This is a genomic window from Streptomyces naganishii JCM 4654, from assembly GCF_014650575.1.
GTDB lineage: Bacteria > Actinomycetota > Actinomycetes > Streptomycetales > Streptomycetaceae > Streptomyces > Streptomyces naganishii.
This window is the reverse complement of the sequence record NZ_BMVF01000011.1, coordinates 223,152-247,237: the sequence shown is the minus strand read 5'-3', so window position 1 is coordinate 247,237 and position 24,086 is coordinate 223,152. Positions and strand designations below refer to the sequence as shown.

Annotated in this window: 20 protein-coding genes; 8 read left to right on the top strand and 12 right to left on the bottom strand. The window is 73.1% G+C overall.

All coding sequences use genetic code 11. The features are described from left to right. The first annotated feature begins 3 nt into the window (after positions 1-3). The 3 genes from galE (at position 4) to idi (ending at position 2,877) form a co-directional block, all read left to right on the top strand. Entirely contained in the window at positions 4-978 is a 975-nt protein-coding gene (gene galE, locus IE217_RS21650) for a UDP-glucose 4-epimerase GalE (protein ID WP_190179554.1), read from the top strand. A 159-nt stretch (positions 979-1,137) separates the two neighbouring features. Next, entirely contained in the window at positions 1,138-2,076 is a 939-nt protein-coding gene (locus tag IE217_RS21645) for a cation diffusion facilitator family transporter (RefSeq protein ID WP_190179553.1), read from the top strand. Positions 2,077-2,286: 210 nt separating this feature from the next. Beyond that, complete coding sequence (idi, locus tag IE217_RS21640; RefSeq protein ID WP_190179552.1) at positions 2,287-2,877, top strand: isopentenyl-diphosphate Delta-isomerase; 591 nt, start codon at positions 2,287-2,289, stop codon at positions 2,875-2,877. Between the two features lie 23 nt (positions 2,878-2,900). Here the strand turns inward: idi and IE217_RS21635 are convergent, their stop codons facing one another. Beyond that, positions 2,901-3,404, bottom strand: a complete 504-nt coding sequence (locus IE217_RS21635; RefSeq protein WP_190179589.1) for an ATP-binding protein — start codon at positions 3,402-3,404, stop codon at positions 2,901-2,903. A gap of 256 nt (positions 3,405-3,660) precedes the next feature. Here IE217_RS21635 and IE217_RS21630 point away from each other — a divergent pair, with 256 nt between their 5' ends. Together IE217_RS21630 and IE217_RS21625 are read left to right on the top strand one after the other, a co-directional pair. Continuing rightward, positions 3,661-4,416 carry an enoyl-CoA hydratase/isomerase family protein gene (locus IE217_RS21630; RefSeq protein ID WP_190179551.1) on the top strand — a complete coding sequence of 252 codons (756 nt, stop codon included), beginning with the start codon at positions 3,661-3,663 and terminating at the stop codon, positions 4,414-4,416. 99 nt (positions 4,417-4,515) lie between these two features. Then, the gene (locus IE217_RS21625; protein ID WP_190179550.1) at positions 4,516-6,903 is read left to right on the top strand and encodes a Tex family protein; all 2,388 of its coding nucleotides are present in this window, start codon (positions 4,516-4,518) and stop codon (positions 6,901-6,903) included. Between the two features lie 105 nt (positions 6,904-7,008). Here the strand turns inward: IE217_RS21625 and IE217_RS21620 are convergent, their stop codons facing one another. The 3 genes from IE217_RS21620 to IE217_RS21610 form a co-directional block, all read right to left on the bottom strand. Further along, the gene (locus tag IE217_RS21620; protein WP_190179549.1) at positions 7,009-7,227 is read right to left on the bottom strand and encodes a hypothetical protein; all 219 of its coding nucleotides are present in this window, start codon (positions 7,225-7,227) and stop codon (positions 7,009-7,011) included. Between the two features lie 77 nt (positions 7,228-7,304). Then, positions 7,305-8,945, bottom strand: a complete 1,641-nt coding sequence (locus IE217_RS21615) for an ABC-F family ATP-binding cassette domain-containing protein (RefSeq protein ID WP_190179548.1) — start codon at positions 8,943-8,945, stop codon at positions 7,305-7,307. 119 nt (positions 8,946-9,064) lie between these two features. Beyond that, complete coding sequence (locus IE217_RS21610) at positions 9,065-11,083, bottom strand: Xaa-Pro dipeptidyl-peptidase (RefSeq protein ID WP_190179547.1); 2,019 nt, start codon at positions 11,081-11,083, stop codon at positions 9,065-9,067. 211 nt (positions 11,084-11,294) lie between these two features. Here IE217_RS21610 and IE217_RS21605 point away from each other — a divergent pair, with 211 nt between their 5' ends. Beyond that, positions 11,295-12,788 carry a M1 family metallopeptidase gene (locus IE217_RS21605; RefSeq protein ID WP_190179546.1) on the top strand — a complete coding sequence of 498 codons (1,494 nt, stop codon included), beginning with the start codon at positions 11,295-11,297 and terminating at the stop codon, positions 12,786-12,788. Between the two features lie 111 nt (positions 12,789-12,899). Here the strand turns inward: IE217_RS21605 and IE217_RS21600 are convergent, their stop codons facing one another. Next, the gene (locus IE217_RS21600; RefSeq protein ID WP_190179545.1) at positions 12,900-14,360 is read right to left on the bottom strand and encodes an amino acid permease; all 1,461 of its coding nucleotides are present in this window, start codon (positions 14,358-14,360) and stop codon (positions 12,900-12,902) included. A 250-nt stretch (positions 14,361-14,610) separates the two neighbouring features. On the opposite strand from IE217_RS21600, the gene IE217_RS21595 reads away from it, so the two are divergent. Then, complete coding sequence (locus tag IE217_RS21595) at positions 14,611-15,396, top strand: MerR family transcriptional regulator (protein WP_190179544.1); 786 nt, start codon at positions 14,611-14,613, stop codon at positions 15,394-15,396. A 33-nt stretch (positions 15,397-15,429) separates the two neighbouring features. Here IE217_RS21595 and IE217_RS21590 read toward each other — a convergent pair whose 3' ends face one another. The 3 genes from IE217_RS21590 to IE217_RS21580 are packed head-to-tail and all read right to left on the bottom strand — an operon-like array spanning position 15,430 to position 20,031. Beyond that, a complete protein-coding gene (locus tag IE217_RS21590; RefSeq protein ID WP_190179543.1) occupies positions 15,430-17,619 on the bottom strand; it encodes a 3-hydroxyacyl-CoA dehydrogenase NAD-binding domain-containing protein in 2,190 nt (729 codons plus the stop codon). Positions 17,620-17,659: 40 nt separating this feature from the next. Beyond that, positions 17,660-18,874 carry an acetyl-CoA C-acetyltransferase gene (locus IE217_RS21585; RefSeq protein ID WP_190179542.1) on the bottom strand — a complete coding sequence of 405 codons (1,215 nt, stop codon included), beginning with the start codon at positions 18,872-18,874 and terminating at the stop codon, positions 17,660-17,662. 11 nt (positions 18,875-18,885) lie between these two features. Next, positions 18,886-20,031, bottom strand: coding sequence for a CaiB/BaiF CoA transferase family protein (locus IE217_RS21580; protein WP_190179541.1), 1,146 nt, complete (start codon positions 20,029-20,031; stop codon positions 18,886-18,888). A 184-nt stretch (positions 20,032-20,215) separates the two neighbouring features. Between IE217_RS21580 and IE217_RS21575 the strand changes: the two genes are divergently transcribed. Continuing rightward, positions 20,216-21,394, top strand: coding sequence for a saccharopine dehydrogenase family protein (locus IE217_RS21575; RefSeq protein ID WP_190179540.1), 1,179 nt, complete (start codon positions 20,216-20,218; stop codon positions 21,392-21,394). A 71-nt stretch (positions 21,395-21,465) separates the two neighbouring features. Here IE217_RS21575 and mmpA read toward each other — a convergent pair whose 3' ends face one another. The 4 genes from mmpA to IE217_RS21555 form a co-directional block, all read right to left on the bottom strand. Beyond that, positions 21,466-21,615 carry a morphogenic membrane protein MmpA gene (gene mmpA / locus IE217_RS21570; protein ID WP_190179539.1) on the bottom strand — a complete coding sequence of 50 codons (150 nt, stop codon included), beginning with the start codon at positions 21,613-21,615 and terminating at the stop codon, positions 21,466-21,468. A 68-nt stretch (positions 21,616-21,683) separates the two neighbouring features. After that, positions 21,684-22,394 (bottom strand): endonuclease V, encoded by a 711-nt coding sequence (locus IE217_RS21565; RefSeq protein WP_190179538.1) that lies wholly within the window; start codon positions 22,392-22,394, stop codon positions 21,684-21,686. 97 nt (positions 22,395-22,491) lie between these two features. After that, positions 22,492-22,818, bottom strand: a complete 327-nt coding sequence (locus IE217_RS21560) for a plasmid stabilization protein (RefSeq protein ID WP_190179537.1) — start codon at positions 22,816-22,818, stop codon at positions 22,492-22,494. Between the two features lie 70 nt (positions 22,819-22,888). Next, the gene (locus tag IE217_RS21555; protein ID WP_190179536.1) at positions 22,889-24,019 is read right to left on the bottom strand and encodes a WD40/YVTN/BNR-like repeat-containing protein; all 1,131 of its coding nucleotides are present in this window, start codon (positions 24,017-24,019) and stop codon (positions 22,889-22,891) included. Positions 24,020-24,086: the final 67 nt, after the last annotated feature.

Below are 24,086 nucleotides of genomic sequence, written 5' to 3'. Positions count from 1 at the left end.
GGCATGACATGGCTGGTTACTGGGGGCGCCGGGTACATCGGGGCGCATGTGGTGCGGGAGATGACCGGGGCCGGGGAGCGGGTGGTCGCGCTCGACGACCTGTCCGCGGGGCGGGCCGCGCGGGTTCCTTCGGACGTGCCGCTGGTGCGGGGGTCCTCGCTGGACGGGGAACTGCTGAAGCGGGTGCTCGCCGAGCACGGCGTGACCGGGGTCGTGCACCTCGCGGCGCGCAAGCAGGTGGCCGAGTCGGTGGCGCGGCCCACCCGCTACTACCAGGAGAACGTGGGCGGCCTGGCCACCCTGCTCGAGGCCGCGGCCGAGGCAGGGGTCCGGCGCCTGCTGTTCTCCTCGTCCGCGGCCGTCTACGGCGATCCGGGAGCCGCGGACCTCATCACCGAGGACACCCCGTGCGCCCCGGTGAACCCCTACGGCGAGACCAAGCTCGCCGGGGAGTGGCTGGTCCGCTCGGCGGGCCGGGCGCACGGCATGGCGACGGCCTGCCTGCGCTACTTCAACGTGGCCGGCGCGGCCGCCCCGGAGCTCGCGGACACCGGGGTCTTCAACATCGTGCCCATGGTCTTCGACCGGCTCACCCGCGACGACGCCCCGCGCGTCTTCGGCGACGACTACCCGACGCCGGACGGCACCTGCGTCCGCGACTACATTCACGTCTCCGACCTCGCGGACGCCCACCTGGCCGCCGCCCGGTACCTCACCGGCGTGGCGGCGGGCACCGATCTGACGGTGAACATCGGCCGTGGCGAGGGCGTCTCGGTGCGCGAGCTGATCTCCGTCATCGGCGAGGTCACCGGCGACCGGCGGCAGCCGGTGGTCGAGGCCCGCAGGCCCGGGGACGCGCCGCGCGCCGTCGCGTCGGCGGAGCGGGCCGCCGCCGAGCTGGGCTGGCGGGCCCGGCGCGGGGTGCGCGAGATGGTCTCCTCGGCCTGGGAGGGCTGGCGGCTCCACCACCGCGCCTGAGCCCCGGCCGCCCGCCGCGCGCGCCTGACCTGCGGATCGTTTGCCCAGGTCAGGGCACATGACAACGGTGTTCAGTGCCGCGTTGCCCGATACCCCCCGCCCGTAGTTCACTGTGGTCCCGGACGGAACAGCGAACGCCGAAGGGACACCACGGACACCATGGGCGCGGGACACGACCACGGGCACGCGCACGGCGGCGCCGCGAACGGCACGGCGGCGGCCGCGCACCGCGGCACACTGCGCGTCGCGCTGTCGATCACGCTCGCGGTCATGGTGGTCGAGATCGCCGGCGGGATGCTCGCCGACTCGCTCGCCCTGGTCGCGGACGCGGCCCACATGGCGACCGACGCGCTAGGCCTCGGCATGGCGCTGCTCGCCATCCACTTCGGCAACCGGCCGCCGAGCGGCAACCGCACCTTCGGCTTCGCCCGCGCCGAGATCCTCGCCGCGCTCGCCAACTGCCTGCTCCTGCTCGGCGTGGGCGGCTACGTCCTCTACGAGGCCGTGCAGCGGTTCGTCACCCCCGCCGACACGCACGGCGGCCTGATGATCTGGTTCGGCCTGATCGGCCTGGTCGCCAACTCCGTCTCGCTGACGCTGCTGATGCGCGGCCAGAAGGAGAGCCTGAACGTGCGGGGCGCGTTCCTGGAGGTGGCCGCCGACGCGCTCGGCTCGCTGGCGGTCATGATCTCGGCCGCGGTCATCCTGCTCACCGGCTGGCAGGCCGCCGACCCGATCGCCTCCCTCGCCATCGGTGTGATGATCGTGCCGCGCACGGTCAAGCTGCTGCGCGAGACCCTCGACGTACTGCTGGAGGCGGCCCCCAGGAACGTCGACATGGCCGAGGTGCGGGCGCACATCCTGGCGCTGGACGGCGTGGAGGACGTGCACGACCTGCACGCCTGGACCATCACCTCCGGCCTGCCGGTGCTCTCCGCGCACGTGGTGGTGAGCTCCGAGGTGCTCAGCGCCATCGGCCACGAGAAGCTGCTGCACGAGCTCCAGGGCTGCATCGGTCACCACTTCGACGTCGAGCACTGCACCTTCCAGCTGGAGCCGGGCGGCCACGCCGCGCACGAGGCGCGCCTGTGCCACTGAGCCCCGGACGGCACGTGAGTGCCACCGGGCGCCGGACGGTTCGGACGCGCCGCTCCGGGCACGATCAACCACCGGGACCCTTTCGCGGTCCCCGACCGTGACGGCCGCCGTCCACGACGCCGCGCGGGACATGCGGAGTGCCGGGAAGTGCCGGGAGTGCCGGATTCGTACGGCAGACTTGGGGCTTGAGGACCGATGCGAAGGATGGGTATGCCGATCACACCTGCCACCGCGACGCACAGTTCGTCGAACGGCACCGCGGACGCGATTTTGCTGGAGCTGGTCGACGAGGACGGCGTGACGGTCGGCACCGCGGAGAAGCTCACCGCGCACCAGGCGCCGGGGCAGCTGCACCGGGCCTTCTCCGTGTTCCTCTTCGACGACCGCGGCCGGCTGCTGCTCCAGCAGCGGGCGCTCGGCAAGTACCACTCCCCCGGCGTGTGGTCCAACACCTGCTGCGGCCATCCCTACCCCGGCGAGGCGCCCTTCGCGGCGGCGGCCCGGCGGACGTACGAGGAGCTCGGGGTCTCCCCGTCGCTGCTCGCCGAGGCGGGCACGGTCCGCTACAACCACCCGGACCCGGCCTCGGGACTGGTGGAGCAGGAGTACAACCACCTCTTCGTCGGCCTGGTGCAGTCCCCGCTGCGGCCGGACACGGAGGAGGTCGGCGACACCGCGTTCGTGACCCCGGCCGAGCTCGCCGAGCGGCACGCGCGGGACACCTTCTCGGCGTGGTTCCCGACCGTGCTGGACGCGGCCCGGCCGGCGATCAGGGAGCTGACCGGTCCCGCCGGCTGGTGAGGCCGGGAACCCGGCGAAGGTCCTCAGCGCGCGGGCTTGAGCGGCAGGGCGGCCCAGATGACCTTGCCGCCGCTCGTGGTGTGCTCGACGTCGCAGACCCCGCCCGCCTCCCGGGCGATCTCACGGACCAGCAGCAGTCCGCGCCCGCCGGTCTGTCCGTGGTCGGCCTCGAGCGCGGTCGGACGGTAGGGGTGGTTGTCCTCCACGGACACCCGCACCCACTCCGCGCCGACGGCGACCTCCACGGCGAGCATCGGCGACAGCAGCGCCGCGTGCCGCACGGCGTTGGTGACCAGCTCGGAGACGATCAGCAGCAGCCCGTGGACCAGGTCGTCCGAGGCCGGCACTCCCTGGCGCAGCAGCAGGTCCCGCACGGCGTGGCGGGCCTGCGGGACCGAGGCGTCGACGGCGGGCGCGGTGAACCGCCATACTCCCTCGTACGGCAGCGGACCGGGCGGCCCGGCCGCCAGGGGCGCCCCCGCGCCGCCCTCCGGGCGCGGGCCCTGCCCGCCCCCGTGGCCGTCCATCGCCGGGTCGCCACCCTCACGCTCGATTGTCACCACACGTCGAGTGTTGGTAACACATCACCGCACCCCCAAGGACTGAACACAAGTCGGCTGAATCGGGGCGCATTCCGACCGATCCTGTCTTTTGCGGACGGAGAGGCGACCGCTTCTGCCCGGTCCGTGGCGAATTCGGCAACTTTTCGGGTTGTCGGTCCGTGTGCCGCCGGCCCGCCGCCCGCGTGCCGTGCCGCAGGGCCGGGCGGATAGCATCCGGCGCATGGAGCCGCAGTTGTCGCACGACGTCACGGACGCCGTAGCCACCGTAGTCGTCCGCAATCCGGCCAAGCGCAACGCCATGACGGCCGCGATGTGGCGGGCACTGCCGCCGCTCCTGGAGCGACTGGCCGCCGATCCCGGCGTACGGGCGCTGGTGCTCACGGGTGCGGACGGGACGTTCTGCGCGGGCGCCGACATCTCCACGCTGCGGGGCTCCCCGCAGGAGGCGCAGCGGCTGGCGGTGCGCGCCGAGGAGGCGCTGGCCGCGTTCCCGAAGCCGACGCTGGCCGCGGTGCGCGGGCACTGCGTGGGCGGCGGGGCGCAGCTCGCCGCGGCCTGCGATCTGCGGTTCGCCGAGGCGGGGGCGCTGTTCGGGGTGACACCGGCCAAGCTGGGCATCGTCTATCCGGCGTCCTCCACCCGGCGGCTGGTGTCCCTGGTGGGCCCGGCGACCGCCAAGTACCTGCTGTTCTCGGGCGAGTTGATCGACGCCGAGCGCGCGCTGCGCACGGGCCTGGCCGACGAGGTGCTGCCCGAGGGCGAGCTGGACGAGCGGGTCGCCCAGTTCGCCCGGATCCTGGTCTCCCGCTCGCAGCTGACCCAGGCCGCGGCGAAGGAGTTCGCGGACGGCCGCACGGACCGGGACGCCCACTGGGCGAAGCAGGCGGGTGTCGCCGGCGACACCGAGGAGGGCGTCGCCGCCTTCCTGGAGCGCAGGGCCCCGCGGTTCACGTGGAGCGTCACCGGCGCGGGCTGAGGCACGGGCGGGCGCGCCGCGGGTGGGCTGTGGGGGTGTTGTCGGCGGGGGCTGTCACAATTGCCGCGCAACCCGAAGTGGATAAGGCGGTACGGGATCGTGACGACACCCCTCACAGCGTCGATCGAAGGCAGGATCGCCGCGGAACTCGGCGTACGGGAGCGGCAGGTCAAGGCCGCCGTGGAGCTGCTGGACGGCGGTTCGACGGTGCCCTTCATCGCCCGCTACCGCAAGGAGGCGACCGAGACGCTCGACGACGCGCAGCTGCGCACGATCGAGGAGCGGCTGCGGTATCTGCGTGAGCTGGAGGAGCGGCGGACGGCGATCCTGGAGTCGGTGCGCGAGCAGGGCAAGCTGACCGAGGAGCTCGAGGCGCGGATCCGGGGCGCCGAGACCAAGGCGCGCCTGGAGGACGTGTACCTGCCGTTCAAGCCCAAGCGGCGGACCAAGGCGCAGATCGCCCGTGAGGCGGGCCTGGAGCCGCTGGCCGAGGGGCTGCTCGCCGACCCCTCCGTGGAGCCGCTCGCCGCGGCGGCCGCCTTCGTGGACGCGGACAAGGGCGTCGCCGACCCGCAGGCCGCGCTCGACGGGGCGCGGGCGATCCTCACCGAGCGGTTCTCCGAGGACGCGGACCTGATCGGCGAGCTGCGCGAGCGCATGTGGGTGCGCGGGCGGCTGGCGGCGAAGGTGCGCGAGGGCAAGGAGGAGTCGGGCGCGAAGTTCGCCGACTACTTCGACTTCGCCGAGCCGTTCACCGACCTGCCCTCGCACCGGATCCTGGCGATGCTGCGCGGCGAGAAGGAGGAGGTACTCGACCTCGTCCTGGAGCCCGAGGAGCCAGTGGAGGGCCCGTCGTCGTTCGAGGCCATCGTGGCGCACCGCTTCGGCATCGCCGACCGGGGCCGCCCGGCCGACAAGTGGCTTCAGGACACCGTCCGCTGGGCCTGGCGCACCCGTATCCTCGTCCACCTCGGCATCGACCTGCGCCTCAGGCTGCGCACGGCCGCCGAGGACGAGGCGGTGAACGTCTTCGCGGCCAACCTGCGCGACCTGCTCCTCGCCGCCCCGGCGGGCACCCGCTCGACGCTGGGCCTGGATCCCGGATTCCGTACGGGCGTGAAGGTGGCCGTGGTCGACGCCACCGGCAAGGTCGTGGCGACCGACGTCATCTACCCCCACGTGCCCGCCAACAAGTGGGACGAGGCGCTGGCCAAGCTGGCCCGGCTGGCGAAGGAGCACGCGGTCGAGCTGATCGCGATCGGCAACGGCACGGCGTCCCGCGAGACGGACAGGCTCGCCGGTGAGCTGATCTCCCGGCACCCGGAGCTGAAGCTCACCAAGGTGGTGGTGTCGGAGGCGGGCGCGTCGGTGTACTCGGCCTCGCAGTACGCCTCGCAGGAGCTGCCCGGCATGGACGTGTCGCTGCGCGGCGCGGTGTCCATCGCGCGCCGGCTCCAGGACCCGCTCGCGGAGCTGGTGAAGATCGACCCCAAGTCGATCGGCGTCGGCCAGTACCAGCACGACCTGTCCGAGGTGAAGCTGTCCCGCTCGCTGGACGCGGTGGTCGAGGACTGTGTGAACGGCGTGGGGGTGGACGTCAACACGGCGTCCGTTCCGCTGCTCTCGCGGGTCTCCGGGATCACCTCCTCCCTGGCCGAGAACATCGTGGCGCACCGCGACGCCAACGGGCCGTTCACCTCGCGCGGCCAGCTGAAGAACGTCCCGCGGCTCGGCCCCAAGGCGTACGAGCAGTGCGCGGGCTTCCTCAGGATCCGCGGCGGCGACGACCCGCTGGACGGCTCCAGCGTCCACCCCGAGGCGTACCCGGTGGTGCGGCGCATGGTGAAGACCACGGGCCAGGAGGTGGCGTCCCTCATCGGGAACACCGGCGTGCTGCGCTCGCTGCGTCCGGCGGACTTCGTGGACGACACCTTCGGTCTGCCCACCGTCACCGACATCCTCAAGGAGCTGGAGAAGCCGGGGCGCGACCCGCGGCCCGCCTTCAAGACGGCGACCTTCAAGGAGGGCGTGGAGAAGATCTCCGACCTGTCCTCCGGGATGATCCTCGAGGGTGTGGTGACGAATGTGGCGGCCTTCGGCGCGTTCGTGGACGTCGGCGTCCACCAGGACGGTCTGGTGCACGTCTCGGCGATGTCCAGGACGTTCGTGAAGGACCCGCGCGATGTGGTCAAGCCCGGGGACATCGTCAAGGTGAAGGTCCTCGACGTGGACATCCCGCGCAAGCGGATCTCGCTGACGCTGCGCCTGGACGACGAGACGGCGCCGCAGGAGCGGCAGCAGGGCCAGGGCGGCGGCGGTGAGCGCGGCGGCCGGCGCGGCGGGCGTCCGCCCCAGCAGCGCCAGGGCCGCGGTGGCAGTGGCGGTGGCGGCGGGTCCTCGCGTCAGGCCCCGCCCCCCGCCAACAGCGCCATGGCCGACGCGCTGCGCCGCGCGGGCCTGCTCGACCCGAAGAACGGCCGCCGCTGAGCCCGCCGGCCCCGGTTCCGCCACACGGCGGAACCGGGGCCGGCGCAGGTCCGGGGGCCGAACTCGTTTAACCCGTACGCGAGTTGATCCCGGGGCGTTTCAGGGCTATCGCGGGTGGGGGCCTGGGGGTAGGGCCGCGTTGTGGCGTGGGCCCTGGGTCTGGGGCGGCTGGTGCTGGGCGGGGGCGAAGGGGCCCGGGGGCCGGCCCGTGCTCATCACCTGCTCCAGTTCCAGGCGTATGGTCGTGGCCGCGTCGCGTACCCGCGCGGGTACGTCGCCGCGCTCGGCGACGAGTTGGTGGTAGATGGGGGCGTCTTGGAACATGGGGAACCAGGCCTTTCGTTCGGCGGTTTCGCTCCGCAGGGCAACGGTTGCCGAGTGTAGGGCCATGATCCGGGCGGCTATCGCTCGGTCACCTTTCCGTCCGCCACCCCCAGTTGGCGGGTGACGCGCACCGCCTCCAGCATGCGGCGGTCGTGGGTGACCAGCAGCAGGGTGCCCTCGTAGGCGTCCAGGGCCGCCTCCAGCTGCTCGATGGCGGGCAGGTCGAGGTGGTTGGTGGGCTCGTCCAGGACCAGCAGGTTGACGCCCCGGCCCTGGAGGAGCGCGAGGGCGGCCCGGGTGCGCTCGCCCGGGGACAGCGTGGCGGCGGGGCGCAGTACGTGGTCGGACTTGAGGCCGAACTTGGCCAGCAGGGTGCGTACCTCCGCCGGCTCGGTGTCCGGGACCGCCGCGCGGAAGGCGTCCAGCAGGGACTCGGCGCCGAGGAACAGCCCCCGCGCCTGGTCCACCTCGCCGACCAGGACGCCGGAGCCCAGGGCCGCGTGTCCGGCGTCCAGCGGCACCCGGCCCAGCAGGGCGGCCAGCAGGGTCGACTTGCCCGCGCCGTTCGCGCCGGTCACCGCGACCCGGTCCGCCCAGTCGATCTGCAGGGAGACCGGTCCGAGCACGAAGCCGCCGCGCCGCACCTCCGCGTCGCGCAGGGTGGCGACGACCGCGCCCGAGCGGGGGCCTGCCGCGATCTCCATGCGCAGCTCCCACTCCTTGCGCGGCTCCTCGACCACCTGCAGGCGCTCGATCATGCGCTGGGTCTGCCGGGCCTTGGCGGCCTGTTTCTCACTGGCCTCGCTGCGGAACTTGCGGCCGATCTTGTCGTTGTCGTTGCCCGCCTTGCGCCGGGCGTTCTTCACGCCCTTGTCCATCCAGGCGCGCTGGGTCTGGGCGCGTTCCTGGAGGGCGGTCCGCTTGTCGGCGTACTCCTCGTAGGAGTCGCGGGCGTGCCTGCGGGCCACCTCGCGCTCCTCCAGGTAGGCCGCGTATCCGCCGCCGTAGAGGTTGATCTGCCCCTGGGCGAGGTCGAGTTCGAGGACCTTGGTGACCGTGCGGGTGAGGAACTCGCGGTCGTGGCTGACGACGACCGTGCCGGCGCGCAGGCCGCCCACGAACCGTTCGAGGCGCTCCAGGCCGTCCAGGTCGAGGTCGTTGGTGGGCTCGTCGAGCAGGAAGACGTCGTAGCGGGACAGGAGCAGCGAGGCGAGGCCCGCGCGGGCGGCCTGGCCGCCGGACAGGGACGTCATGGGCTGGTCGAGGCCTACGGCCAGGCCCAGGGAGCCGGTGACCTCCTCGGCGCGTTCGTCGAGGTCGGCGCCGCCGAGGCCGAGCCAGCGATCCAGGCTCACCGCGTAGGCGTCGTCGGCGCCCGGCGCGCCGTCGACGAGCGCCTGCGTGGCCTCGTCCATGGCCCGTTGGGCGGCGGCGACCCCGGTACGGCGGGCGAGGAACTCCCGCACGCTCTCCCCGGGCCTGCGCTCCGGCTCCTGGGGCAGGTGGCCCACGGTGGCCGTGGGCGGGGAGAGGGTGAGTTCGCCCTGGTCGGGCGCGGCGAGTCCGGCGAGCATCCGCAGGAGCGTGGACTTGCCCGCGCCGTTGGCGCCGACCAGCCCGATCACGTCACCGGGCGCGACGACGAGGTCGAGCCCGGTGAACAGCGTGCGGTCGGCGTGTCCGGCGGCGAGGTTCTTGGCGACGAGGGTGGCAGTCATCAGACCGCCGATCCTAGGTCCCCGTCCGGGGTGCGCGGCAGGCGGCCGGGCCGGTGACGCGGCCGCCGGAGCGTGGCCGAGCCCGGGCGCCCCGCTCCGGGCGCCCGGGCTCGCCCGCGTCAGGCCGCCGGCACCCGGTGAACGGTCCCCGCCGCCGGCACCCGGTGAGCGGTGCCGGCCGCCGGCACGCCCTGCCGGCTTCCGGCCCCGGCGCCCGCTCCGGTCCCGTACGCCGACGCGTCGGGCGCCGTCCCCGCCGTGGCCCGGGCGAAGGCCGCCGCGCCGCCCGTCAGCGCGATGCGGGCAGACGTGCGGGACAGGTCCAGCGTGAGGGTGGGGGTGGAGGCGGGAGGGTCGATGAGGTCCTTGTCCGTGCCCGCCACGATCAGCGCCAGCCGGTGGCCCCTGGGCACGACGTGGTCGGTGGGCGCCAGGTCCAGGGTGATGGTGTACGCCCTGCCCGGGGTGAGCGGGACGCCCTTGCCGGTGTCGGCGTAGTTGCCGAGGTCGGCCCAGCCGCGGCTGACGACGGTGTAGCCCACGGCCTTGGTCTTCGCCGCCGTCTCCAGGAAGCAGGCGCTGTCACCGGCCGTGCTCGCGCCCCAGCAGGTACGGCCGGTGAGGGTGGTGATGCCCTCGGCGGCGTCGGCGTAGTCACGGATGGTGTCGGGCCCGAGGTCGACCAGGACGGCGGACAGGTGGGCCGTCGTGGTGGTGGGGGTCGCGGTGACGGTGACCCGGGAGGAGCCGGCGAGCCTGAGGTCACGGCTGAGCGGCACGGTGAGGAACCCGGCCTTCTCCGCGGTCGGCCGGCCCGCCTGGTCGGCCCAGTCGGTCTCGCTCAGCCGGGGGTCGTCGGTGAAGGTCTCGGTGCCGTGGGCGGCGCGCAGTTGGAGGGTGCCGACGCCGGGGCGGGCGCCGGGGGCCGGGCGGAGGGTGGTGGCCTGCGTGCCGCTGGGGGGCCAGACGCGGGAGGTGACCCACTGGTCGGGGTGGCGCTCGATGTCGGCCATGGGCTCGCGGTCCACGCCGTTGTCGTAGCCGAGGAGTTCGTGGTCGAACCAGCGGTGCAGGGTGTCTGCCCAGGCGCCGCGGCGGAAGTCGAACGGGTCGACGTGGCCGGTCTGGGAGAGCCAGATCTTGCGCTTGACGTGGTGCCGGGCGAGGGCGTCCCACCACTGGCCGAAGTTCTTGGTACGGACGTTGAGGTCCTGCATGCCGTGGACGAGGAAGACGCTGGCCCGCACCTTGGCCGCCTCGCGGACGTAGTCGCGCGCGGTCCACAGCGGTGTCCAGTCGCCGCTGCGCGGGGCGCCGTCGACGAGCCGCTTCTGCTCGGCCGCGCACCTGGACCGGGCGGCGGGGCTCTCGACGTAGTCGGACAGCCAGTCCGGGCCGGAGTCGTACAGCGGGGCGCCCTTGGCGAAGTAGTAGTCGTACCAGGAGGAGATGGCGCTGATCGGCACGATGGTCTTCAGGCCCTTGACGCCTGTGGCGGCCACCCCGTTGGCGACGGTGCCGTCCCAGCTCTTGCCGATCATGCCGGTCCTGCCGTTGGTCCAGGTGGCCTTGACGGGGGTGGAACCGGTGCGGGTGGTGTAGGCGCGGGCGCGGCCGTTCAGCCAGTCGATGACGGCCTTGGCGGAGCGGATGTCGGAGGGGCCGCCGACGTCGACGCAGCCGTCGGAGCGGTTGGTGCCGGCCAGGTCGACGCCGACGAAGGCGTAGCCGCGCGGCACGAAGTAGTTGTCGTAGAACAGCGGCATCTGCACGACGTGCCCGCTGCTGTCGTAGGTCTTCTTCTGGCTCTCGTTGCCGCGTCCGCAGCAGGAGTAGTACGGGCTGGCGTCCATGATCACGGGGACTTTGCGGCCCTGCCGGGCGGCCTCGCGCGGGCGGACGATGTCGGCGGCGACGCGGTCGGTGTGGCCGTCGCCGTCCGCGTCGGTCCCGGTGTCGACCCAGACGGACTCGCGGACGGCGTTCGCGTAGGAGTAGACGGGCCGGCTCTCGGGCGGGGTCCGGCCCTCGCGCGGTGCGCCGAGGGCCGCGGCCGGGGTGAGGAGGGCGGCCGCCAGCACGGCGGTGGCCGTCACGGCGAGCGATCTCCAGGTGGTCATGCGCATGCTTATCGGCATGTGCGGACGCTACAGGGGTCAACTCCCGTACAGAAAGAGGCGGCTGACGGGTGAAAGGTGCCCCTGGGTGGCTGGAAAGGGACCCCGCGTGGGGCAGGGTCATGACGGCCGAATGGCGATCGTGTGACAGGGGTGGCCATGGACATGCCCGGGACGTCAGGGACTCAATAGGCTCCGAACGAACCGAGTTCTCCTACGACTTGGAGCTGACGTGCACCGCAGAATCATCGTGCCGGGAGCACTGGCGGCGGCCTGCGTCCTGCTGGCGATCCCGGCATCGGCCGCGAGCCACACCCCCGGCGCGCCGGGCATCGGCGACCCCTACTACCCCGACTACGGCAACGGCGGCTACGACGTCTCCCACTACGACCTGCGGCTGAAGTACCAGCCCGCGACGGACGAGCTGGAGGGCACGGCGACCATCGAGGCGCGCACCACGCAGGACCTCTCCAGCTTCGACCTGGACTTCCTGCTGGACGTGAGCGAGGTACGGGTCAACGGCGCGAAGGCCGCCTTCACCACCTCCGGCCAGCACGAACTGGTGATCACCCCGAGGACCCCGCTGGACAAGGGCACGCCCGTCACCGTGGTCGTCCGCTACCGCGGGGTGCCCTCCACCAAGAGCGCGTACGGCTTCACCACCTGGCACCGCACCCCCGACGGCGCCGTCGCCGCCGACGAGCCCGAGGCGGCCTGGTGGTGGTTCCCGAGCAACGACCACCCGCTCGACAAGGCGACGTACGACGTGTCGGTGGCCGTCCCCGACGGGACCCAGGCGATCTCCAACGGCACCCTCCAGTCGACCAGCTCCAAGCTGGGCTGGACGCGCTACAACTGGCGCGAGAACAAGCCGCAGGCGACGTATCTGGCCACACTGGCGCTCGGGAAGTTCGACATCACCACGGGGACCTCCGACGGCGGCGTCCCGGTCGTCAACGCCTACAGCCGGGACCTCGGCGACAACGACGGGGCGGCGCGGGCGAGCGTGGAGCGCACCGGTGAGCTCGTCGACTGGCTGAGCGGCTACTTCGGGCCGTACCCCTTCAGCTCGGCGGGCGGCTACGTGCCGAACACCACCACCGGGTACGCGCTGGAGACCCAGACCCGCGTGTACTACAGCCCCAAGCAGTTCGCCAACGGCTCCAACACCTCGGTCGTGGTGCACGAGCTGACCCACCAGTGGTACGGCGACAGCGTGTCGCTCAAGGGCTGGAAGGACATCTGGATCAACGAGGGCTTCGCGCGCTACGCGCAGTGGCTGTGGTCCGAGCACGAGGGCGAGGGCACCACACAGGAGCTGGCGGACTACGTCTACGCCTCGCACCCGGCCGACGACGCCTTCTGGACGGTCAAGCCGGGCGACCCGGGCCCGGACAACCAGTTCGACGCCGCCGTCTACGACCGGGGCGCCCTCGCCGTCCAGGCGCTGCGCAACGCCGTCGGCGACCCTGCCTTCTTCGCCATCCTCAAGGGCTGGCCGCAGCGGCACGCCTACGGCAACGCCTCGGTGGCCGACTTCCAGCGGTACGCCGAGCAGGTCTCGGGCAAGCCGCTGGCCACGCTCTTCGACACCTGGCTGTTCCAGCCGACGAAGCCGGCCGCCCCCGCGGCCCGCGCGGCGGCCCTCGCACCGGGGTCGGCGGCTGTGGCGCGGCCGAAGTCCTGGAGGCAGATCGAGGCGACGAACGACGTGCACACGAGGTGAACGAACACCGGGCGGGCCGGGGCGGTACGCCCGGGCCGCCCGGTGCCACTCACCCGAGCGGGCCGCCGACGCGGGCTGCCCGAGCCGGCCGCCGGGCCAGGCCGGTCCCCGTCAGTTGCCGGTCAGCTCGCGCTCGGCGGTTCGGCCGACGCGGTGGCGGACGGCGAACCAGCCGGCCACCAGCAGGGCCGCGATCAAGGGGATCAGCAGCAGGGTCTTGCGGCCGACCTCGGGGTCGTTCCACATCAGGCCGAGGCAGGCCAGCAGGAACGCGATCGTGGCGATTTCGGTGACCGGGCTGCCGGGGAGGCGGAAGTGCGGGCGGGCCACCAGACCGGCCTTTGCGCGGCGCACGAAGACCAGGTGGCAGACCATGATGATCACCCAGGTGCTGACGATGCCGAGGGAGGCGACGTTCAGCACGATCTCGAAGGCCTGGCTGGGCACGAGGTAGTTCAGGCCCACGCCGAGCACGCAGACCGCGCAGGTCAGCAGGATGCCGCCGTACGGCACCTGGCTGCGGCTCATCACACGGGTGAACCTGGGCGCGGAGCCGGCCATCGCCATGGAGCGCAGGATGCGGCCGGTGGAGTACAGGCCGGAGTTCAGCGAGGACATGGCCGCGGTGAGGACCACCAGGTTCATCACGTCGCCCGCGGCCGGGACGCCGATCCTGGACAGCACGGTGACGAAGGGGCTCTCGTCGGCCGAGTACAGCGAGCCGGGCAGCAGCAGGGCGAGCAGGACGACCGAGCCGCAGTAGAACAGGCCCACGCGCCACATGATCGAGTTCACCGCACGCGGTACGACCTTCTCCGGCTCGGCGGTCTCGCCCGCGGCGACGCCGACCAGCTCGAGGGCAGCGTAGGCGAAGATCACGCCCTGCATGACGAGGACGACCGGCATCGCGCCGTGCGGCAGGATGCCGCCGTTGTGGCTGATCACGCCCAGGCCGGGCGTGTGGCCGCCCACGTCGTGCCGCGTGGCCAGCAGGAAGACGCCGATCAGCATGAAGCCGACCAGGGTGGCGACCTTGACGATCGCGAACCAGAACTCCATCTCGCCGAAGATCTTCACCGAGATCAGGTTCACCGCGAGGACCACGGCGAGCGCGACCAGCGCGAGCACCCACTGCGGGATGGACGTGAACATGCTCCAGTAGTGCGTGTAGAGCGCGATCGCCGTGATGTCGGCGATACCGGTCGTCGACCAGTTCAGGAAGTACATCCAGCCTGCGACGTAGGCGCCCTTCTCGCCGAGGAACTCGCGCGCGTACGACACGAAGGACCCGGAGGAGGGCCGGTAGAGGACCAGCTCGCCGAGCGCCCGGACCACGAAGAACGCGAACACCCCGCACACCAGGTACGCCACCGCCAGCGCCGGGCCCGCGGTGTGCAGGCGGCCGCCCGCGCCGAGGAAGAGGCCGGTGCCGATCGCGCCGCCGATCGCGATCATGTTCACGTGGCGGTGCTTGAGGTCCTTGCTGTAGCCGGCGTCGCCCGCGTCGGCGGGCGTCCCGGTCGCCTGGGGATGGGCGGCGACCGGCGCCGTGCGCACGGAGTCCTTGCTCACGGGTGGTTCCACTCTCTGGTGACCCGGGCGGGATGCGTCCGGGCGTCCGTACAGATCCGGCCGGCACCACCCATGACGTGGTACAGACCAGTGCAGCACTCTCCCCCATGGGCCACCTCGCATGCGATGACCCACGTCACAGAGCGGGACTTCTCACACGTCCTTCGCACAACGGTCACCGCGCCCGCACCGCAGGTCAGGGCTTTCACACCATTGGTGAGACAGCGGTGGTGCAGCGATACTGCTGGGCATGACGACGGACACCGGGGAGCCGGCCCTGACGATCGACGAGCTGGCCGCGCGGGCCGGGGTCACGGTGCGCACGGTCCGCTTCTACAGCACCCGCGGACTGCTGCCCCCGCCGGTGATCGGCCCGCGCCGGGTCGGCCGGTACGGCCGTGAGCACCTGGCCCGGCTGGCGCTGATCGAGGAGATGCAGCACCAGGGCATGACGCTGGCCGCGATCGAACGCCACCTGCGGCAGCTGCCGCCCGGCCTGAGCGTCCGCGATCTCGCGATCCACCGCGCGGTGGTGGCCTCCTGGGCGCCGGAGACGGTGGAGCCTGCCACCCGCGAGGAGCTGGACCGGCGGGCCGGCCGGCCGCTGACGGACGCGGAGGTGCAGCGGCTGACGGCGATGGGCGTCCTCACGCGCGACGGAGACGTGTACCGCGTCGACGCCGGGCTGCTGCGGCTCGGCGTCGAGCTGCTCGACGTGCCCTTCTCGGAGGAGACGGTCCTCGCCGCCCGCACGGCACTGCTGGAACACTCGCGCGCCGCCGCGCGCGACCTGTCCCGGCTGCTGCGCGAAGCGGTCGCCGAGCGCGACGCGCGCGACGTGAAGTCCCTGTCGGCCCACATGCACCCCCTGGTGGTCCAGGCCCTCCTGACCACGTTCCAGCGGTCGCTGCGCGAGGAACTCCACCAGTGGCTGGACGGGGAGTCGGAGGGGGCCGGGGACGACGGGGAGGCCGACGGGAGCAAGGAGGCCGGCGGGAGCAAGGATGCCGGCGGGAACGGGGCTGCCGGGGCCTAGTGGCCCGGCCGGCCCCGCTGCCCCGGCCCCTGTTCAGCGGCCGTCGGTGAAGCGCTCCCCCTTCTCCGCCTTCTCCACCAGCAGCGCCGGCGGGGTGAAGCGGTCGCCGTAGCGCTCGGCCAGTTCACGGGCGCGGGCCACGAAACCGGGCAGGCCGCCCTCGTAGCCGTTGACGTACTGGAGCACGCCGCCCGTCCAGCCGGGGAAGCCGATCCCGAGGATGGAGCCGATGTTGGCGTCGGCGACCGAGGTCAGCACGCCCTCCTCCAGGAGCCTGACCGTGTCGATGGCCTCGGCGAAGAGCATCCGCTCCTGCATGTCCCGGAACGGGATCTCGTACCCGGGCTTGGTGAAGTGCTCGCGCAGGCCCGGCCACAGTCCGGCCCGCTTGCCGTCCTCGCCGTACTCGTAGAAGCCGGCGCCGCCGCTGCGGCCCGTGCGGCCGAACTCGTCGACCATGCGGTCGATGACCGCCTCGGCCGGGTGCGCATCCCAGGTGCCGCCGGCCTCCTGCACGGCCCGCTTCGACTCGTTGCGGATCTTGCGGGGCAGCGTGAGGGTCAGCTCGTCCATCAGGGAGAGCACCTTGGCCGGGTAGCCGGCCTGGGCGGCGGCCTGCTCCACCGACGCGGGCTCGACGCCCTCGCCGACCATGGCGACGCCCTCGTTGATGAAGTGGCCGATCACGCGGGAGGTGAAGAACCCGCGCGAGTCGTTGACGACGATCGGGGTCTTGTTGATCTGGCGGACCAGGTCGAAGGCGCGGGCCAGCGCCTCCTCGCCGGTGCGCTCGCCCTTGATGATCTCGACCAGCGGCATCTTGTCGACCGGCGAGAAGAAGTGCAGGCCGATGAAGTCCGCCTGGCGCTCCACGCCCTCGGCGAGCGTGGTGATCGGCAGGGTGGAGGTGTTGGAGCACAGCAGCGCGTCCGGCGCGACGACGTGCTCGATCTCCTGGAACACCTTGTGCTTGAGCGCCGGGTCCTCGAAGACCGCCTCGATGACCGCGTCGCAGCCCGCGAGGTCGGCGGCCTCGGCGGTGGGCGTGATGCGGGCGAGCAGCGCGTCCGCCTTCTCCTGGCTGGTACGGCCCTTGGCGACGGCCTTGGCGCACAGCTTCTCGGAGTAGCCCTTGCCCTTGACGGCGGCCTCCAGGGAGACGTCCTTGAGGACGACCTCGATGCCCGCGCGTGCGCACGAGTAGGCGATGCCGGCGCCCATCATCCCCGCGCCGAGGACGGCGACCCGGCGGACCTGGCGCTGCTCGACGCCCTTGGGGCGGTTCGCGCCGGAGTTGACGGCCTGGAGGTCGAAGAAGAACGCCTGGATCATGTTCTTCGAGGTCTGCCCGGCGGCCAGCTCCACGAAGTAGCGGGCCTCGATGACCTGGGCCGTCTCGAAGTCGACCTGGGCGCCCTCGACGGCCGCGGCGAGGATGCTGCGCGGGGCCGGGTAGGGGGCGCCGTTGGTCTGCTTGCGCAGGGTGGCCGGGAAGGCGGGCAGGTTGGCGGCGAACTTCGGGTTCGACGGGGTGCCGCCGGGGATGCGGTAGCCGGGGCGGTCCCAGGGCTGCTGCGAGACGGGGTTGGCGTCGATGAACGCGCGCGCCCTGTCGAGCAGTTCCTCCCGGGTGGCGGCCACCTCGTGGACCAGGCCGTTCTCCTGTGCGCGGCGCGCGTTGTACTGCTGCCCCTGGAGGAGGACCTTCAGCAGGGCGTCGGTGATGCCCAGCAGCCGCACGGTGCGCACGACTCCGCCGCCGCCGGGGAGCAGCCCGAGGGTGACCTCGGGGCAGCCGATCCTGGTGCCGGGGGTGTCCAGGGCGACGCGGTGGTGGCAGGCGAGGGCGATCTCGTAACCGCCGCCGAGGGCCGCGCCGTTGATCGCGGCGACGACCGGCTTGCCGAGGGTTTCGATGCGGCGCAGGTTCCGCTTGATGGCGAGGCCGCCGTCGAACAGTTCCTGGGCGGTGTCCGGGGTGACGCGGATGAGGTCGCGCAGGTCGCCGCCGGCGAAGAAGGTCTTCTTGGCGGAGGTGAGGATGACGCCGCGCACGGAGTCGGGGTCGGCCGCGATCTCCGCCTCGAGGCGGTCGGCGACCGCGGCGAGGGAGTCGCGGAACGCCTGGTTCATGGTGTTCGCGGACTGGCCGGGGTCGTCCAGGACGAGGGTGACGACGCCGGTGCCGTCCTTCTCCCAGCGGATGGTGGTGCTCTCGGTCATGTCAGGGGTCTCCGTTGAGTCTCTTTGTTCCGCGGGGAGTTCAGACGCGCTCGACGACGGTGGCGATGCCCATGCCGCCGCCCACGCACAGCGTGGCCAGGCCGTACCGCTTGTCCTGGCGCTCCAGTTCGTCGACGAGGGTGCCGAGGATCATCGCGCCGGTGGCGCCGAGCGGGTGGCCGAGCGCGATGGCGCCGCCGTTGACGTTGACCTTGTCCAGGGACAGGCCCATGTCCTTCACGAAGCGGAGCACGACCGCGGCGAACGCCTCGTTGATCTCGACGAGGTCGATGTCGTCGATGGTCAGTCCGGCCTTGGCGAGCGCCTTGCGGGTGGCGGGGGCGGGCCCGGTGAGCATGATGGTGGGCTCGGAGCCGGAGACGGCGGCGGAGACGATCCGCGCGCGCGGCCGCATCCCGTGGCGCTCGCCGGCCTCCTTGGAGCCGATGGCGACGAGCGAGGCGCCGTCGACGATGCCGGAGGAGTTGCCCGCGTGGTGGACGTGGTCGATCTTCTCCACCCAGTGGTACTTCTGGAGGGCGACGGCGTCGAAGCCGCCGAGTTCGCCGATGTCCGCGAAGGACGGCTTGAGCTTGCCGAGGGAGTCGGCGGTGGTGCCGGGGCGCGGGTGCTCGTCGTGGTCGAGGACGACCAGTCCGCTGCGGTCCCTGACCGGGACGACGGAGCGCTCGAAGCGGCCCTCCTTCCAGGCGGTGGCCGCGCGCTCCTGGGACAGGGCTGCGTACTCGTCGACGTCGCGCCGGGTGAAGCCCTCGATGGTGGCGATCAGGTCGGCACCGATGCCCTGGGGCACGAAGTTGACGGCGAGGTTGGTCATCGGGTCGTTGAACCAGGCGCCGCCGTCGGAGGCCATCGGCACGCGGGACATCGACTCGACGCCGCCCGCGAGGACCAGGTCCTCCCAGCCGGAGCGCACCTTGGCGGCGGCCATGTTGACGGCCTCGAGGCCCGAGGCACAGAAGCGGTTCTCCTGCACGCCCGCGACCGTGTCCGGCAGTCCGGCCGCGACGGCGGCGATGCGGGCGATGTCGGAGCCCTGGTCGCCGACCGGGCCGACGACCCCGAGCACGATGTCGTCGATCGCCGCGGGGTCGAGGTCCGGGAAGCGGTCGCGGATCTCGTGGATGAGGCCGACGACGAGGTCGATGGGCTTGGTGCCGTGCAGGGCGCCGCTGGCCTTGCCGCGCCCGCGCGGGGTGCGGATCGCGTCGTAGACGTACGCTTCGGTGCTCACTGACAAGCCTTTCACTGAGGGTTTTCGGGGCGGAGGGCGGGCAGGTCCCAGTCGCGGGCGACGTCGGCCGTGTCCGCGCCGGGCAGGGCCGGTGCGGTGCGCACGGCGGTGGGGGTGGCGGAGAACCGGGGCGCGGGGGCGGGCTGGGTGAGTCCGGCGTGGTCGGCGAAGGTGGCGCGGGCCGCTAGGTGTGGGTGGTGCGGGGCCTCGCGCAGGGACAGCACGGGCGCCACGCAGGCGTCGGAGCCGTCGAAGACGGCCGTCCACTCGTCCCGGGTGCGGGACTTGAAGCGGGCGGCGACCGCCTCGCGCAGTTCACCCCATCGGGTGACGTCCGTACGGGCGTCCGCGTACTGCCCGTCCAGGCCGAGCAGGGTCAGGAACTCGTCGTAGAACTGCGGCTCGAGGGCGCCGACCGCCATGTGGCCGCCGTCGGCCGTCTCGTACGTCCCGTAGTACGGGCAGCCGCCGTCCAGGAGGTTGGCGCCGCGGCGGTCCTGCCAGGCGCCGGCGGCGAGCATGCCGTGGATCATCGCGGAGAGGTGGGCGGTGCCGTCGACGATGGCGGCGTCCACGACCTGGCCGGTGCCGGTCCCGCGCGCGTGATGGAGGGCGGCGAGGACGCCGACGACGAGGTAGAGCGAGCCGCCCGCGTAGTCGCCGAGGAGGTTGGCGGGGACGGCCGGGGGCTCGTCGGGCCGGCCGATCAGGCCGAGGGTGCCGGTGACGGCGATGTAGGCGATGTCGTGTCCCGCGCGGGGCGCGAGGGGGCCGTCCTGCCCCCAGCCGGTCATCCGGCCGTAGACCAGGCGGGGGTTGCGGGCCAGGCAGTCGCCGGGGCCGACCCCGAGGCGCTCGGCGACGCCGGGGCGGTAGCCCTCGATCAGGATGTCGGCGCGCTCGGCGAGGTCGAGGACGCGGGCCGCGCCGTCCGGGGACTTCAGGTCCACGACCACCGAGCGCTTGTTGCGGTTGGTGATGTCGCGGCCGGGGTCGATGCCGAGCGCGGAGCCGCCGGGACGGTCCACGCGCACCACGTCCGCGCCGAGGTCGGCCAGCAGCATGGCGGCGAACGGGCCGGGCCCGATGCCGGCCAGCTCCACCACGCGCACGCCGGTCAGCGGGCCGTGCCCACCGGTCGCCCTGGCCGCTGTCATCCAGACCCCTCGCTGTGACACAACTGATGTAACACCGACGATGCTAAGAACGTGTTCCAGCGGACACAAGCCCTGGACGAGCAAGCGCTTAGCCAAGTGTGCGCACCCTGCGCACGGGCCGCCGCACCTCTCACGCTAGCCTCGGCCACCGACAGCGGCGCGGACTGACGAGGCGAGGGGTGTCATGAGCAGGCTGAAAAGGACGGACCGTCCCTACGACGTCGTGCTCTTCGGAGCCACCGGGTTCGTGGGCACGCTCACCGCGGAGTACCTCGCCACGCACGCTCCCGAGGGGCTGCGCTGGGCGATCGCCGGCCGCGGCGAGGCCCGGCTGCGGGAGCTGCGCGAGCGCCTGCCGGGCGGCGAGTCGGCCGGGGTGCTGCTGGCCGACGTGGCCGACCCGGCCTCCCTGCGCGAGCTCGCCCGGCAGACGCGTGTGCTGGCCACCACCGTGGGGCCCTACGTGACGTACGGGGAGGAGCTCGTCGCCGCCTGCGCGGACAACGGCACCGACTACCTCGACCTGACCGGCGAGCCCGAGTTCGTCGACCTGGTCTACGTGCGGCACGACGCACGCGCGCGGGAGACCGGGGCGCGGCTGCTGCACGCCTGCGGGTTCGACTCCGTGCCGCACGACCTGGGTGCGTACTTCACCGTGCGGCAGCTGCCCGAGGGCGTGCCGCTGAGCGTGGACGGGTTCGTGCGGGTGGACGCGGCCTTCTCCGGCGGCACGTTCGCCTCGGCGCTCAACCAGTTCGCGCGCCCGCTGAGCATGCGGGCGGCCGCGCGGGAGCGCGCCCGGCACGAGCCGCGGCTGATGGGGCGGCGGGCGTCCGCGCCGGTGGGCGCCCCCCGGTTCGCCGGGGAGGTCGGCGCCTGGGCGCTGCCGCTGCCCACGATCGACCCGCAGATCGTGGTGCGCTCCGCGCGCGCCCTGGAGCGTTACGGCCCCGACTTCCGTTACCGCCACTACGCGGCCGTGGAGCGCCTGCCCGTCGCGGTGGGCGGGGTGGCGGCCGTGGGCGCGCTGGCCGCGGCGGCCCAAGTGCCGCCCGCGCGGCGGTGGTTGTCGGGCCGGCTGCAGCCCGGTCAGGGGCCGAGCGCGGGGCGGCGGGCCCGGAGCTGGTTCTCGGTGCGCTTCGTGGGCGAGGGCGGCGGCCGGCGGGTGCTGACGGAGGTGTCCGGCGGCGATCCGGGGTACGGCGAGACGGCGAAGATGTTCGCCGAGTCGGCCCTGTGCCTGGCCCTGGACGACCTGCCGCCCACGGCCGGCCAGGTGACGACGGCCGTCGCCATGGGCGACACGCTCCTCGACCGCCTGAACGCGGCCGGTATCACCTTCAGAGTGGCCGCCCGCCGCTGAGCCGCCCGAACCGGACCAGACCGGACCAGACCGAACCGGACCGGTCCGGACCGCGAAGCCTGCCGCCGGGGCTACCGCGACCAGCCGGTCACCGTGTAGATCATCGCGCCTATCCAGCCGAGCCCGGTCAGCAGGGCGAGGATCAGGGTCGCGTTCACGGCGCGCTCGACCGGGCGGTTCGGGTCGGCCAGCGGCTTCGGGGAGCGGTGCGTCGTCGTCATGCGGCACAGCCTGCCGAGGGCGCCGCGCCCGTCACATCCGTACGGCTACTCAGAACCCGTACGGATACTCAGACGGCGTACTCATCCGCCCCCGTGGCCTCCTTGAGTGCGCGGCGGCACAGCGCGTCGGCCCTGCGGGTGGTCTCGGGCAGGCGGTGGGCCGGGGTGAGGGCGAGGGTGTGGGCGCAGGCGTTGTCCAGGCTCACCCGGTGGCCGACCGAGACGAAGACCGGCTTGACGCCGTCGCGGGTGCGAAGGGCACGGCCGACCTCCTCGGCGCCCGCGAGCAGCGGGGAGGTGCTCCCGCGCGGGGCGGCCGGCTCGTCGTGGGTGAAGGTGAAAGGCTTCTTGGCGACGCCGATGGCGGGCAGTCCGGTGAGGACGCCGAGGTGGGCGGCGAGGCCGAAGCGGCGCGGGTGGGCGAGGCCGTAGCCGTCGCAGACCACCAGGCCGGGCGGGCAGGACAGGTCGCCGAGCGCGGCGAGGACGGCGGGGATCTCGCGGAAGGCCAGCAGCCCGGGGACGTAGGGGAAGGAGATCCGTCCCACGGCGGTTGCCTCGGCGACCACTTCGAGGGTGGCCGCGTCGAGGACGACGGCCGCCGCGGCCACGAGATCGCGGTCGTCGTCGTAGGCCACGTCGACGCCGGTGACGTGGCCCGTGCCGGGCGGCGGTCCGGTCTCGTCGAGCACCACCTGACCGCGCAACTCGTCCTGGACGGCGCGGGCCCGGTCCTCGGTGGCGGGCCAGTCGTCGGGGATGCGCACGGTCGTCGTCATGGTGACCACGAGCGTACGCCCGGTGCGGCGGGCGCCGTTCGGGGTGCGGGCTCGCGGCCGCGTCGAGACGCGGGCCCGCCCCTCCCGGTGGGCCGGGTCAGCCCTTGCCCAGCGCCTGCTGCAACTGCTGCTTGTTCATGTCCGAGCGGCCGTGGATGTTGCGCTTCTTGGCCTCCTCGTAGAGCTGGTCGTAGGTCGGCCCGCCGGAGCCGCCGCCGGAGCGCTGTCCGCCCCGCTTGCCGGAGGACATGTCCTGCGTGGACGTGCGGCTGGCGGTCTTCGACTCGCCGGAGCGGGCGCGCTCCTTGTTCACCGTGCGCGCGGCGATCTCCTTGGCGCGGTCGGTGCTCTCACCCCGGTCCTGCGCGCTGCTCTTGATGTGCTCGTACTGGCGCTCCCGTTTGGAGCTGGAACCGCGTGGCATGCCGTTCACTTCCTCTCTGTCAAGGAACGGATACCCGCATCCTGGAACAGTTCGTCACATCAGGCGATATTCAATCCTCCAGTCGAGCGACGCGGCCCTTCTCACCGGATGCCCAGCAGCCCAGGTCCGACGCGCAGTCGACGGTGTCGTACGAACCGGTGTCGACGGTCCGCCAGGTGCGGCCGGCGTCGAGGGTGAGGTCCGTTCCGGTGGGGCCGACGGCGAGGGCCGCCGCGCGGGTGTGCGGGAGCCAGGTCACGCCGGAGCGGTAGGCGGGCGGCGGCGCGGCGGAGGGCCGCCAGGTGCGGCCGCCGTCCGGCGTCGTGGCGGACGCGCGGGGTGACGACTGGTCGGGCCGGTAGTCGCCGCCGACCGCGATGCCGTGGGCGCGGTCCCGGAAGGCCAGCGCGAAGACGCCTCTGGCCGGATCGCCCGCGGGGACCGGCGTGTCGGCGGCCGTCCAGGTCAGTCCGCGGTCGGCGGAGTGCAGCACGCGCGCGCGTGCGCCTCCCCCGGTGGCCAGCCAGACGTCCCCCGGCCCCGAGGTCACCAGGCACTGGCCGCTCGCCGCGAACCCGGCCTCGCCGTCGAGGGCCTGGGGCATGCCCTGGTCGGGCAGCACCTTCCAGGAGCGGCCGCCGTCACCGGTGGACAGGATGCGGAACCGGCCGTCCACCGGGTCGCTCACCGCCAGCCCGTGCCGGTGGTCGAAGAAGGCCAGGCAGTCGTAGAAGGCGCGCGCGTCGGTGTTGCGGAAGGACTCGGTCCAGGTCGCCCCGCCGTCGTCGGTCCGGTAGATGCGGGAGTCCTCGCCCTCGCCGATGGCGAGCACCACCGCCCGCCGCGCGTCGAACGCCTCGATGTCGCGGAACTGGAGCGCGGACGCGCCCGGCGGCGAGACGTCGCGCCAGTGCGCCCCGCCGTCGGTGGTGCGCAGCACGGTGCCGCCGGTTCCGGCCACCCAGGCGGTGGCGCGGCTGACCGCGGACAGTCCGCGGAAGCGCACGTCCGGCGTGCCGGTGTCCTTCAACTGCCAGTGCGGCGCCGGCGTCCGGTGCTCCCGCGCGTGCGCGCGGTCCGCGCCGGCGGCGGGGCCGGCCGCCAGGGCGGGCGCGGCCGTCGGCACGGCCAGACCCGCCACGGCGGCCAATGCCGTCAGGACGGCCCGCACCGTACGAGCCGCCGATGCCGTGCGGGTCACCGGTGCCGTATGAGTCTCGGATGCCGTCCGGCCCGTTCCCGCCGGCACCTTCCGTCGCGTACTCCCC

Bases quoted from the DNA above. Each gene is read 5' to 3' on its own strand.
- IE217_RS21645 (WP_190179553.1), top strand. From the start codon at position 1,138: ATGGGCGCGGGACACGACCACGGGCACGCGCACGGCGGCGCCGCGAAC.
- IE217_RS21580 (WP_190179541.1), bottom strand. From the start codon at position 20,031: ATGACAGCGGCCAGGGCGACCGGTGGGCACGGCCCGCTGACCGGCGTG.
- IE217_RS21595 (WP_190179544.1), top strand. From the start codon at position 14,611: ATGACGACGGACACCGGGGAGCCGGCCCTGACGATCGACGAGCTGGCC.
- IE217_RS21615 (WP_190179548.1), bottom strand. From the start codon at position 8,945: ATGACTGCCACCCTCGTCGCCAAGAACCTCGCCGCCGGACACGCCGAC.
- mmpA (WP_190179539.1), bottom strand. From the start codon at position 21,615: ATGACGACGACGCACCGCTCCCCGAAGCCGCTGGCCGACCCGAACCGC.
- IE217_RS21590 (WP_190179543.1), bottom strand. From the start codon at position 17,619: ATGACCGAGAGCACCACCATCCGCTGGGAGAAGGACGGCACCGGCGTC.
- IE217_RS21575 (WP_190179540.1), top strand. From the start codon at position 20,216: ATGAGCAGGCTGAAAAGGACGGACCGTCCCTACGACGTCGTGCTCTTC.
- IE217_RS21565 (WP_190179538.1), bottom strand. From the start codon at position 22,394: ATGACGACGACCGTGCGCATCCCCGACGACTGGCCCGCCACCGAGGAC.
- idi (WP_190179552.1), top strand. From the start codon at position 2,287: ATGCCGATCACACCTGCCACCGCGACGCACAGTTCGTCGAACGGCACC.
- IE217_RS21620 (WP_190179549.1), bottom strand. From the start codon at position 7,227: ATGTTCCAAGACGCCCCCATCTACCACCAACTCGTCGCCGAGCGCGGC.
- IE217_RS21630 (WP_190179551.1), top strand. From the start codon at position 3,661: ATGGAGCCGCAGTTGTCGCACGACGTCACGGACGCCGTAGCCACCGTA.
- IE217_RS21635 (WP_190179589.1), bottom strand. From the start codon at position 3,404: ATGGACGGCCACGGGGGCGGGCAGGGCCCGCGCCCGGAGGGCGGCGCG.
- IE217_RS21610 (WP_190179547.1), bottom strand. From the start codon at position 11,083: ATGCCGATAAGCATGCGCATGACCACCTGGAGATCGCTCGCCGTGACG.
- galE (WP_190179554.1), top strand. From the start codon at position 4: ATGACATGGCTGGTTACTGGGGGCGCCGGGTACATCGGGGCGCATGTG.
- IE217_RS21560 (WP_190179537.1), bottom strand. From the start codon at position 22,818: ATGCCACGCGGTTCCAGCTCCAAACGGGAGCGCCAGTACGAGCACATC.